This window comes from Sporolactobacillus sp. PKPK-6, from assembly GCF_056678885.1.
Genome location: NZ_JBWXPA010000001.1, coordinates 1,496,569 through 1,507,661 on the forward strand (window position 1 = coordinate 1,496,569; position 11,093 = coordinate 1,507,661).

The window sequence follows — 11,093 nt, forward strand, 5'->3', positions numbered from 1 at the left end:
GCACAAATTTTCCAAACTTTTGCATCAATCGTGATATTGCACGTCTGCGTTCTCTGATTCACGCGTAAAGCCTTGAAATCTGGTTCCTTGAAAATCAAGCATGCCACGATCTCCTTCGGCTAGTTCACCGTATTCAGAGCCGTTTAGGCGAAACTCCATCCGATCTCCGCTTTCGACTTCAAATGTGGCATAATAGTTTGTGGAAACCATTGTTTGATTTCCGCCTGAAGTCTGTGTTCGTTTCGCCACCACCGAGGCATGTACGCGGAGTCGTGGTTTTTGCTCATTCGAAGACCACGTCGCCATCCCTTTTACAGCACTTACTACGATGATTGCAATAACAACGAAAAATCCAATGTAAAACAAAATCTGCATGCCTTGAAAACTGGCATCAAATGAATTGCCAATCATAAAAGTAACCTCCTGGCTTAGATTTGCACTTTCTCTTTTGGGGTATTAGGATATGAGCTTAAATCATATTTTTTCCATTATAGCAAAAGATTTTTTATAAACGGCTTAGCAGAAAAGAAAGTTAGGTGCTTGTGATGATTCAGGATAAATACTTGAATTTAAAATTAAGCGAACGGGGTGCGATCATCAGTATCGTTACCTATCTCGTTTTATCAGTGCTGAAATTGTTTGTCGGTGTCACCATGGGATCGAGGGCACTCAGCGCCGACGGATTTAATAATGTGACCGATATTGTTGCATCAGCTGCCGTGCTGGTCGGCCTGCGTCTTTCCCAGCGTCCTGCAGACAGCGACCATCCATACGGTCATTGGCGCAGCGAAACGATTGCTTCGTTGTTTGCCTCTTTTGTCATGATGGCTGTTGGCGTTCAGGTATTCTTCGACGGTGCAAAATCAATTTTTACAGGGCATGAGGAAAGGCCGGATCTTCTCGCTGCATGGGTCGGCTTATTTTGTGCCGCGGTCATGTTTTTCGTTTACGCGTACAATAAACGATTATCCATGCGGACAAAGAGCGCGTCCGTGCTGGCGGCAGCTAAAGATAATTTGTCTGACGCATGGGTCAGTGTCGGTGCGAGCGCCGGTATCATTGGCACGCAGCTCCATCTTCCATGGCTTGATTCGGTTGTCGCTCTTTTGATCGGCGTCCTGATCTGCAAAACGGCGTGGGATATTTTCAGAGAGTCATCCTACAACCTATCCGACGGCTTTGACGATGAACTCTTAAGCTCGTTTGATCAGATTGTTCATTCTGTCTCGGGCGTTGAAGGTGTTCGCGATATCCGTGGCAGGACCTATGGTAACAATACGGTCATCGATTTAGTCATCGTTGTCCATCCGGACATGGGGCTTAGGGAAGCACACCAAATCTCATCGCAAGTCGAGAAAGTGCTGATGGACAAGTACGATGTTTTCGATGTACATGTTCACGTTGAGCCGAACGAACAGAATTAATTTGGAATAGAGGAACCCTCCATCATGCCTTGTCATACGGTATAGCGTTTAGCCCATTAAAAATGGAGGATGACGCGCATGCAAGTAAATCCATCTGATCCCGCTTTCCGCTTATCCGCAGACTCGACAAAAACGATCACAGAACGGCGTGATGCAAAAAATTACATCAGCCAATTGTTCGGTCCACAATTTCCGGAAATAAAAAACGGTTTTTTTAATGCCCATATGACCCGTGGCATCATTATTCAGCCTCACTGGCATCCCAATGCTTCAGAAATGGTCTACATGATCAGCGGTTCCGTGATTACGTCGGTGTTCAACCCCTTCACGCAAAAGTTGATGAGTTATCAAATCGGTCCCGGCGAGGTTTCGATGCTTCCGAGGGGCTGGTTTCACTGGATTATCGCTTTGACTGATGATGTCCATCTGCTCACTATTTTTGACGTACCCACTCCTGATGTTGTTTTAGGTTCTGATTTTCTGCGATTCACACCGGCAGAGGTGATGAACCGGGCTTATTGCATTGACCCAACTGCCTACGCGCAAACCGTTGCGCCGATTCGCAAGTCAACCATTCTCGGTCCCCCAACAGACTGTGCAAGCGCAAATGTACCGAATGCCAATCCCGTGCAGCCGAGCACCCAGCAGCACCAGAGTTATTTTGCCGGTCCCGCTGCAGCGAATCCGAATATGTTCTCATAAGATTAATGCGGGTGAGGAATTTCATTAATAAGAAAAACCGGGCAAAAAAAACGCCCGGTTTTTTATTAATTCCAGCAGATGGCGAGCATTTTGATCAGCATCTCCAAAAACAGATGAGACGAATTATTTGCAATATGAACACATCAAAAATGATTCGACCTTAGTCAATTTCTGCATACTGCCGAACAAGCACATCCATCGGTATTCCGTCTGACAAAGCACGCAAATACTCGGTCGCGGGATTGGTCATCCGATCAGCTCGATCATAAAGCGGTTCTAAAAAAACCGATTCTTTTTTTCCACGTCTTTCAAGACCGATTCGAGCAAGATCAAGAATGGACAGGATCAAATGTTGCAATTGATCTCTGTCAATGAATTCCAACATCATCCCCTTGCAGAAGGCCTTACGCAGCGCCTCAGCATCCTGCCCATGACCGTATAAGACATGATCTTGCGCAAGCAGTTCTTTTAGTTGCGGAAGCATTTCAATAAGACCAACATGAAACGCTGCTACGGTCATGTTATCCTTGATAGGCTGGCAGCAGCTGCTGCGAAACTCAATGGTACCGCGATACGTTAAATCTTCCAGCTTGAATGTTCTTAGATACTGCAAATCTTCAATTTCCGGTGTAAAAGCGATTTTTTGATAGTCTGAACCGTTCCAAAATTCACCAACCCGATCACCGCCGCTGAAATAGTCAGAGACAGGAGTCGGCGTAAAATTAATATAGATTTCATTCCGCATCACACAATAAATGCTCTCCTGCTGCATATAATCAAGCAAATCCTCTACGGAAGTCAAATTCTGCTTATAAAAACCAACGTTCTTCGGATTCAGCCCATGCATACTGTTTTCCCACAACATATCACGAACGCAAATCGCATTGCCTTCTTCCTCAGGCATGACCGAATTCGAAAAGAGCAGTGCCTTAATCGGTTCCAGCTTTTCGAACGTTTGAATGGTATCTAACAATTCTGATTCGTGAATATCAATTTGCACTTGCGATGCATTGGAAAACATTCCAAAATTAGGATAGGTATGAAAGAAATCGGGATGCGTATAGTGCTTATAGAGTCCTAAAAAATGATACAGCATCCGATAACGTTCATTAGGAATTGGGGTGCTGTGGTTACTATTACGATAAGGATTTACACCCATTCCTGTCAGCGAATGACGAAAAGGTCGAAGAAAGCGGTTGATAAAGCGATAGTACGTGCTGAACCGCTCATTTAAAGCGAAAAGGTCTCTTCCCTTTCCAAGTGAAATCTCCAATGTGTTGTAAGAGCAATCATACGATAGTGAATCACCAAATTCGGGATTCTCAAGCAAATAAACATGTCCTTCATCATCTCTTCCCAATGCTTCCATGTGAAAACGATCGGCAAAGGCTGAGGTCAGTTGGTGTACCACTGAAAAATTGACGGGCTGCGCATCTATATGAATAATAGGCATTTCAATTTCAATGCCAATAGATCTTTCTCTCTTGTCAGTAGTTGGCGTAATATAGCGATCATACAAGGCGTTTATGATGACAGATTTGTTCATTGTTTATTCTCCATCTTTTTGATTGAACATTTCACCAACAGTCTTGATTTATAAACAGCATCAATTCAAATAAGATCTACGACACCCCAACCCAGATATACCATTTCAATCAACATTAACTATTGGTTGACGTATAATTATACGTCATAGTATTTACAGCCTGTTCATCAACTATCATTTCTCCATAAAAATCAGCCCACTCAGTCCTTACTGCACCATGCGAGGATCTTTATCAAAATGTTCCCGTTCTAAGATGATCCGCACCGTTTACAAATCTTTAATAAAAGAAATCGTTCGATTCGCTTCGTGAAAGCCGGCTTCAATATGAAACGAATAGCCGGGCTGATTCGACAGCTCCGTGTCCGAACCGATTTGCTTGCAGCCCTTGGCCTTCGCCCACAGCTCTGCTGCTTCCACCAAATTTTGTGCAACACCCTTTCGTCTGAAGTCTGACTTCACATAAATTCCTTCTATATATCCGGTTAGACTCGCAACTGCTCTCTCAACATAACCCTTTCGGATCGACATATGGATAAACGCAATAAATGATCGTTCTTGTTTGATCATGTAAAACACATGATCAGCGGAATGAAGCTGCTCCTGCGTTTTCTCAAGCAATTGATCGCGCGTGTCATGCGGCCACAATTCGAGCTCCAGATCGACGAGTGCGTCCAATTGATTCATCGTTCCTTTAAAAATTTCCATAGCCCATCGTCTCCCCTAACTTTCTTTTCTCTTCATTTTATCGTGAAATCAGAAATGCGAAAGCGGAAAGCAATAATTTCTCTGTTAATTCCTGCTAAGTTTCCTCTCTTCGGTTGAACTTTTGATGGCGTGGCGTCAACTTTCCGAGTTTTCGGTTGAACTGCTTCTTTTCGGTCTAACTTTCTCACTCTTTGGTTTAACTTTTTATGCATTCGGCCTAACTTTTCGAGTGTTCGGCTCAACTTTTTCTCTCTTCGGTTGAACTTTCACTTGTTTATCACTTTTCCTATAGATTTGCGATTTTATTCAGTCATTAACGTAAAAGAGGCCATCCGCAAAGGACAGCCTCTTTATTCAGTCCACATTTAAGACAAATTTTCACTTTCGTGCGATTTTGCTTCATTTTTCACTAGAAATGAAACGACAATCAAGATCACCATAATGGCCAGACAGGTCAGCGTTCCTACCCGATTGGCTGCATTGAGGACGAATGTCACAAAGATTAATGACAGTGAAACCAAGCCGACAATGGTCATATACGGGAATCCGGCCATTTTGAAAAACGGAAGCTGTTTATAGCTAGGGCGCAGCTTCAATTCAGCCGCGCAGATGGCGATCCAGACAAGACAAATGGTGAATCCGGGAATGCTCATCAATTGATTGATAATCTGACTTGGCGATAAGTACGCCAGCACAACACCAATAGCCAGGAAACTTGTCGTCAACGCAATCCCGCCAAGCGGCACACCACTTTTTGACAGCTTGCGCACAAAGCCTGGCGCTTCGCCGCGTTCAGCCATGGCATACAGCGTCCGCGTTGTCGCATAAATTCCTGAATTTGCTGCCGAAAGCACGGCTGTCAGCAACACAAAGTTCATCAAATGCGGTACGCCGGGCAGACCGACTGCTTCAAACACTTGAACGAACGGACTGCTTTCCGTGGCAGAGACACTGCTCCACGGCATCATGCCGCAAATAATGATGATCGGCAAAATATAGAACATGATCACCCGAGATACAACGCTCTTTATGACCTTCGGCAGAACATGTTCCACGTCTTTGGCTTCCGTTACCGTCAAACCAATCAATTCGGAGCCGCCATATGAAAAAATAACAACGAGAAGTGCAGAAATCATTCCGCCGAACCCGTGCGGGAAAAAGCCGCCGTAACCGAACAGGTTCTTCATCGGATTGGCCGGACTCGGAATGATGCCAAACAGAATCAACAAGCCGAGAATAATAAACACGATAATCGCACCGATTTTGATTCCGGCGAACCAGAATTCGAATTCCCCATATAAACTGACTTGAAACAAATTAATTCCGACAATGAACAAGCCGCACAAGCCCGCGAGTATCCAAAGCGGGACACTTGGGAACCAGTACTGAAGAAAGCTGCCCGCTGCAAGCACTTCAACAACGGTCACAATCATCCAGTTGATCCAGTACAGCCAGCCGATCATGATCGACGTGCGGAAACCGAATGCTTTATGCATCAAATGCTGCATGTTCAGCCCCGGATAAGCGATCGCCATCTCCGCAAGTGCCACCATAACAATAAACAAAATCAGACCGCATACCAAATAAGCGATCGTAACACTCGGGCCGGCGATATTCAGGGTATCGCCGCTTCCTTTAAAAATACCTGTGCCGATCATTCCGGCCATAGCCATAAGCATAATGTGGCGCGGCAATAATCCGCGCCGGAGTGATTCCTTCTTTCCTTCTGTTGCAGCCATTTTTTCTTATCCTTTCTCTCTATGGTTTACAATCCCGCTTTAAAGTGATAAAGCGGGCGGTATTTTCAATTATAGTCGTCTCCCTTCGACTGTCAAGATCCCATTTTTTCAAAGAGTCACTCCAAGTCAAAGCCCTTTCCTCTTACATAATCTGTCCAGAAGCCACGTGGCAAATCCGCTGTGAGCATCCGCATGTTTTTTTCCGACCGGGTTCATTCGAAAAGAGAAGCGTCCCGATAATAAGAAAGAGATTTATTTCTCGACAACTCAGGATGGCGAGCTGGTGGCTGATTGTCATCAGGCGATGCACATGGAAATGGATCGGCAAGGTATGGCATTAATGAACGAGTACACAGCGGATGACCTTAATTTAATCGCCGGCTTTCTAGAAAAATTGGCATCTCTTCGCCGACCTTAATCATAGAAAAATTTCATACTTTTACCGAATGGGGTGAGTGATTTGTCGGGTGTCCTTTATAAAAAAAGTCAGCGCCCACGTCAGAACGCAAAATCCGATTGCGACAAGAAACGCGGCATTCACACCATTCAATGCTGCATCCGTTTTGAGTAAATGGAATAAAGCCGGATCAGATCCATAGATGCTCTTTTCCGGCAATTCGCTTTTAGTTACATCGGACATCACACTGATCAGAATGGCGGTACCGATTGAACCGATAATGGTACGAATGGTATTGGTAACTGCTGCCCCATCGCTCATAAGCACATTAGGTAATGTATTCATGCCTGCAGTAGTCATGGGCATCATGACCATGGAAATGCCAAGAAAACGTACCGCATAGAGAATGATGATCGCACCTAATTGTGTGCTCATCGTCAGAAAAACGAAGGGAATCGTCCCCAGCGTTAACAGCCCCATACCTGTAATAGCAAGCTGACGAATGCCGATTTTATCGAAAATAACGCCGGACACCGGAGACATGAGGCCCATGACAAGAGCGCCGGGCAGCATCACAAGGCCGGAAAAAAAGGCACTTTCTCCCCGCACATTTTGAATATAAAGCGGCAGCACAAGCTCTGCACCGAACATGACGACCATCAAGATTCCACCGACAACAACAGAAAGGCTGAACAGTGGTGATCGAAAAACACGTAGATTCAGCATGGGATTGTCTATGGTCAGTTCTCGATAGATAAAACCAATAAGACCGATTGCTCCAAATGCGAGCGCTGCGATTACAATCGGCGAAGACCAGCCGTGATGACCAACACTGCTGAATCCATAAAGCAAACCCCCAAAGCCTAAAGTTGACAGCATGATTGAGACAAAGTCAATGCTCTTCTGTTCAAGAGGAACAATTTTTCGCATGGCTGCCGGCGCAAGGAGTGCCGCCAACAGTGCAATAGGAATAAACGCACAAAAAAGAACACGCCAGTTGAAATGGTCGATGATCAGTCCGGCACCCGTTGGTCCGATCACACGTGCAAAAGCAAGCACAAGACCGTCCAGCCCCATCGCCACTCCTCTCTTACTCTTTGGAAAAATGAGCAGAAGGATTGTCTGCATTAAGGGGATCATGATGCCTGTCGCAACCGCCTGAACCAGACGCCCAATTAAAAGCGTCGGGAAATTAGGTGCGGATATAGCCAGAAAGGTTCCAGCCAGAAAGATCAGCATCGCGGCCATATATAGCTTTTTTGAACTGACGCGATGCATCAGCAACCCCGTAATCGGAATCATAATTCCATTCATCAACAAGAATCCAGAGGTGAGCCACTGCCCGGTGTCCGCATCAATATGAAAATCGCGCATAATACCCGGAAGCGCCGTTGTGATGGCCGTATGGTTGGCAACAACACAAAAAGTACCGACAAGCAGAATAACGATCAAAAAAAATCGATTGTACGGTTTTCCGTCGCAATCGATACTGCGCATAGGTTCAGTCATTACATCATTCTCCTTCAAAAAATCCGCACCTATTCTTCATTCTTATTTTTGTAGTATGGCTCATTCGGCACCTGTTCACTCATTGCAGCAACGAATACCAAGCGAATCCCATGAAACAAAAAACACCCACCTTTAACGGTGAGCGTTTCCTGTTGGTGCCGTCCCATTCAAGATTGGAGTCGGCTTTTATTTTTTCGCTTGCTTCTTTTGCATTTCTTTTTGCATTTTCTTCAGTTCTTTGACACTCATCACCTGATGATTTTCAGGAACATAGAAGACATTTTGCGTTGAAACGAGAACATTTTTATTTCCGCTGAACGCAAACAATTTCTTATAAAAATCGTTTTTAAACACGCGCCGTTTCTTCTCAATCGCAAGATAAGCCGACTGATCCGTATTCTTCACCGCATTTTTGTCGGTGATTTGCGTATGCTTCATTTTCGGCTTGCCCTGCTTCTCCGTATTATAGATGTAAATCCGATCTTTACCCGCATCTTGATGAAGCAGCATAAACGGAACCTGCGGATTCGCTGCCGCACCGGTTGCAGAGTAGATCGAAACTTTTTTTGTAAATACCTTCGTCTTCATTCCGAAATGGCTATGCTCGTTCATAACCAACAAAGTCTCACTGCCGAGAAACACGATCAAAGACAGAGCAACTAAAAGATACTGAAGCCATCTATGCTTTGAGAACAGCTTTGAACCGCTCGTGAAGATGAATATGACGAAGAGTATAACACTTATAATTAACGTATATAAAATCACATCATCACTTCCTATTTCATAAAATCAGATCTATTCAATTAATCTGCGCCTTGAGCCGCCGGATTCTTCTCCTTGCCTTTAATGAAAAAGGTCAGAACAAGCGTCAGCAGGCAGAAGATAATGGCAACCATGAATGCGGTGTTCATGCCATTTAGTGCGGCATCAATCGATTTATGCATGAATTGTGCCGGATCGGTGTGCTTCAAACTGCTGCTTGGCGCGTTGTGCTTGGTCACATTGGTTAGGATACTGATCAGTACAGCCGTTCCAATAGAGCCGGCCACCGTACGAATTGTATTATTGACCGCGGTGCCATGGCTCATCAGCGAGTCAGGCAACGCGTTCATCCCAGCCGTTGTTACCGGCATCATGACCATGGAAATTCCTAAAAAACGTACGGCATACAGAACAATAATGGAAGCATAGCTCGTATGCTGCGTCAAGAACATGAACGGCAAGGTTCCGGCTGTGAGCAGAAAAATTCCGGTGATCGCCAATTTGCGTGAACCAATTCGGTCGAAAATCAAGCCGGTAACCGGACTCATCAATCCCATGATGATAGCGCCAGGAAGCAGGATCAGCCCTGAATGCAGAGCGCTCTCGCCCCTGAGGTTCTGAATATAAAGTGGGAGTACCAGTTCCGCACCGATCATTGCCATCATAACAATGCTGCTGATGACAACCGACAGCGTGAAGATCGGCGATTTGAATACTTTCAGCTCCAGCATCGGTTCCTTCATAACCAGCTGCCGCCAAATGAATAGAACGATAAAGATGCAGCCGACAATAAGTGGCCATATCACTCGGCCATCCGACCAGCCATAGTTGCCGACACTGCTGAAGCCGTAGAGCATACCGCCGAAACCAATCGTCGATAAGACAATGGACAAGTAATCAATCCGCGGATTCGTAAGCGGCACAACTTTTTTCATAGCCGTGAAGGCAAGTACAATGACTAATGCCACGATCGGGATCATCATATAGAAAAGTACGCGCCAGTTGTAGCTGTCAACAATCCATCCGGAAAGCGTCGGGCCGATCGCCGGTGCAAAGGCGACAACAAGTCCGCCAAGCCCCATGACAATACCGCGTTTTTCTCTAGGCACAATTAATAGAGAAATGGTCTGCATCAGCGGCATCATAATTCCGGCACCCGCAGCCTGAATAATTCGGCCGGTTAAGAGTAGTGAAAAATTCGGTGCGACAGCCGCCGCAACCGTTCCAAGCAGGAAAATGGTCAAGGCACTGATATACAGAACCCTGGAATTGATTTTATTAATAAGCAGCGCGGTAACCGGGATCATGACACCGTTCATCAGCAAAAATCCTGAGGTCAGCCACTGTCCAGTCGCTGCCGTGATATCGAAATCTTTCATGATATCAGGGAGCGCTGTCGCAAGCAACGTCTGGTTCAAAATCGTACAGAACGCACCGATCAGCAAAATAATAATTAAAAAGGTCCGATTATACGGTTTTCCGTTAATATCAACGGTCGTATTTTTTTGGGTCATGCATCTAACTCCTTTACTTAATTCAGATGAATTTTCATTGCAATTCGTCTCAATTATTTTTACACAATTTCTCGCACATCAACCAAACAGCCGAATTGTCCACAGTCGATGGTACCCCCCGATTATGAACTTAATATGAATGATGCAATTTTTTTCATTAGTTAAGGAAAATTATTTCGATCAGAGCCCCTTGCCTTTGGTGTCAAATTAGAGGAAGGTACGACAGAATCAAATGTATCTTTTTTTATTAAGCCGCTCTGTCGCACCCATTTTTTGCATGATTGTGTCCTGCTTATGTATTGAACTCCTATATATATGAATGAAACAGGAACCTATGAACAAGAAAAAAAAGTGATCGAGTCAAATTGCCTATGACTTTTCGTATTGGCACGGCTCTGAGCCCGCGTTCGTGCATGGGAACCGTTCTTTCGTGCATTGAGCTCTGAGTTTCGTGCATTGAATGGGTTTTTTCGTGCATTGACTCGGCTCTGAGCCCGCGTTCGTGCATGGGGATCGTTCTTTCGTGCATTGACTCGGCTCTGAGCCCGCGTTCGTGCATGGGAACCGTTCTTTCGTGCATTGAGCTCTGATTTTCGTGCATTGAATGGTTTTTTTCGTGCATTGACTCGGCTCTGATGGGGATCGTTGGTTCGTGCATTGAGCTCTGATTTTCGTGCATTGAATGGGTTTTTTCGTGCATTGATTCGGCTCTGATGGGGATCGCTTGCTTCGCTTTGCCATGCTTCAACTTTCACAATCGCTTATCCACAAGTCGATAATTTATAATTTTTTTCT

At 45.1% G+C, this 11,093-nt stretch carries 13 protein-coding genes; 3 read left to right on the forward strand and 10 right to left on the reverse strand.

Going from position 1 to position 11,093, the window contains the following annotated elements:
- Window positions 1-24 precede the first annotated feature (24 nt).
- Entirely contained in the window at window positions 25-411 is a 387-nt protein-coding gene (locus tag AC1MBV_RS07195) for a DUF2500 domain-containing protein (RefSeq protein ID WP_480947986.1), read from the reverse strand.
- Between the two features lie 134 nt (window positions 412-545).
- Between AC1MBV_RS07195 and AC1MBV_RS07200 the strand changes: the two genes are divergently transcribed.
- Entirely contained in the window at window positions 546-1,424 is an 879-nt protein-coding gene (locus tag AC1MBV_RS07200) for a cation diffusion facilitator family transporter (protein ID WP_480947987.1), read from the forward strand.
- Window positions 1,425-1,502: 78 nt separating this feature from the next.
- The gene (locus AC1MBV_RS07205) at window positions 1,503-2,126 is read left to right on the forward strand and encodes a cupin domain-containing protein (protein WP_480947988.1); all 624 of its coding nucleotides are present in this window, start codon (window positions 1,503-1,505) and stop codon (window positions 2,124-2,126) included.
- Window positions 2,127-2,286: 160 nt separating this feature from the next.
- Here AC1MBV_RS07205 and AC1MBV_RS07210 read toward each other — a convergent pair whose 3' ends face one another.
- The 4 genes from AC1MBV_RS07210 to AC1MBV_RS07225 form a co-directional block, all read right to left on the reverse strand.
- Window positions 2,287-3,672: a hypothetical protein gene (locus AC1MBV_RS07210; RefSeq protein ID WP_480947989.1), complete on the reverse strand. Its 1,386-nt coding sequence runs from the start codon at window positions 3,670-3,672 to the stop codon at window positions 2,287-2,289.
- Between the two features lie 267 nt (window positions 3,673-3,939).
- The gene (gene aac(6'), locus AC1MBV_RS07215) at window positions 3,940-4,377 is read right to left on the reverse strand and encodes an aminoglycoside 6'-N-acetyltransferase (RefSeq protein WP_480947990.1); all 438 of its coding nucleotides are present in this window, start codon (window positions 4,375-4,377) and stop codon (window positions 3,940-3,942) included.
- Window positions 4,378-4,409: 32 nt separating this feature from the next.
- Entirely contained in the window at window positions 4,410-4,589 is a 180-nt protein-coding gene (locus tag AC1MBV_RS07220) for a hypothetical protein (RefSeq protein ID WP_480947991.1), read from the reverse strand.
- 153 nt (window positions 4,590-4,742) lie between these two features.
- A complete protein-coding gene (locus tag AC1MBV_RS07225; protein WP_480947992.1) occupies window positions 4,743-6,116 on the reverse strand; it encodes an amino acid permease in 1,374 nt (457 codons plus the stop codon).
- A gap of 283 nt (window positions 6,117-6,399) precedes the next feature.
- On the opposite strand from AC1MBV_RS07225, the gene AC1MBV_RS07230 reads away from it, so the two are divergent.
- Window positions 6,400-6,534: a hypothetical protein gene (locus tag AC1MBV_RS07230; protein ID WP_255748322.1), complete on the forward strand. Its 135-nt coding sequence runs from the start codon at window positions 6,400-6,402 to the stop codon at window positions 6,532-6,534.
- A 21-nt stretch (window positions 6,535-6,555) separates the two neighbouring features.
- Here AC1MBV_RS07230 and AC1MBV_RS07235 read toward each other — a convergent pair whose 3' ends face one another.
- The 5 genes from AC1MBV_RS07235 to AC1MBV_RS07255 form a co-directional block, all read right to left on the reverse strand.
- Window positions 6,556-8,022 carry an MDR family MFS transporter gene (locus AC1MBV_RS07235; RefSeq protein WP_480947993.1) on the reverse strand — a complete coding sequence of 489 codons (1,467 nt, stop codon included), beginning with the start codon at window positions 8,020-8,022 and terminating at the stop codon, window positions 6,556-6,558.
- Window positions 8,023-8,051: 29 nt separating this feature from the next.
- Window positions 8,052-8,189, reverse strand: coding sequence for a hypothetical protein (locus AC1MBV_RS07240; protein ID WP_480947994.1), 138 nt, complete (start codon window positions 8,187-8,189; stop codon window positions 8,052-8,054).
- A gap of 19 nt (window positions 8,190-8,208) precedes the next feature.
- Window positions 8,209-8,787 carry a DUF4811 domain-containing protein gene (locus AC1MBV_RS07245; protein ID WP_255748320.1) on the reverse strand — a complete coding sequence of 193 codons (579 nt, stop codon included), beginning with the start codon at window positions 8,785-8,787 and terminating at the stop codon, window positions 8,209-8,211.
- 38 nt (window positions 8,788-8,825) lie between these two features.
- Window positions 8,826-10,298 carry an MDR family MFS transporter gene (locus AC1MBV_RS07250; RefSeq protein WP_255748319.1) on the reverse strand — a complete coding sequence of 491 codons (1,473 nt, stop codon included), beginning with the start codon at window positions 10,296-10,298 and terminating at the stop codon, window positions 8,826-8,828.
- A gap of 332 nt (window positions 10,299-10,630) precedes the next feature.
- Window positions 10,631-11,053 (reverse strand): hypothetical protein, encoded by a 423-nt coding sequence (locus tag AC1MBV_RS07255; protein ID WP_480947995.1) that lies wholly within the window; start codon window positions 11,051-11,053, stop codon window positions 10,631-10,633.
- Window positions 11,054-11,093 lie beyond the last annotated feature (40 nt).

Excerpts from the sequence above, each read along its gene's own strand:
- AC1MBV_RS07220 (WP_480947991.1), bottom strand. The coding sequence starts at position 4,589 with ATGCATAAAAAGTTAAACCAAAGAGTGAGAAAGTTAGACCGAAAAGAA.
- AC1MBV_RS07205 (WP_480947988.1), top strand. The coding sequence starts at position 1,503 with ATGCAAGTAAATCCATCTGATCCCGCTTTCCGCTTATCCGCAGACTCG.
- AC1MBV_RS07240 (WP_480947994.1), bottom strand. The coding sequence starts at position 8,189 with ATGGGACGGCACCAACAGGAAACGCTCACCGTTAAAGGTGGGTGTTTT.
- AC1MBV_RS07225 (WP_480947992.1), bottom strand. The coding sequence starts at position 6,116 with ATGGCTGCAACAGAAGGAAAGAAGGAATCACTCCGGCGCGGATTATTG.
- AC1MBV_RS07200 (WP_480947987.1), top strand. The coding sequence starts at position 546 with ATGATTCAGGATAAATACTTGAATTTAAAATTAAGCGAACGGGGTGCG.
- AC1MBV_RS07250 (WP_255748319.1), bottom strand. The coding sequence starts at position 10,298 with ATGACCCAAAAAAATACGACCGTTGATATTAACGGAAAACCGTATAAT.
- AC1MBV_RS07235 (WP_480947993.1), bottom strand. The coding sequence starts at position 8,022 with ATGACTGAACCTATGCGCAGTATCGATTGCGACGGAAAACCGTACAAT.
- AC1MBV_RS07195 (WP_480947986.1), bottom strand. The coding sequence starts at position 411 with ATGATTGGCAATTCATTTGATGCCAGTTTTCAAGGCATGCAGATTTTG.
- AC1MBV_RS07210 (WP_480947989.1), bottom strand. The coding sequence starts at position 3,672 with ATGAACAAATCTGTCATCATAAACGCCTTGTATGATCGCTATATTACG.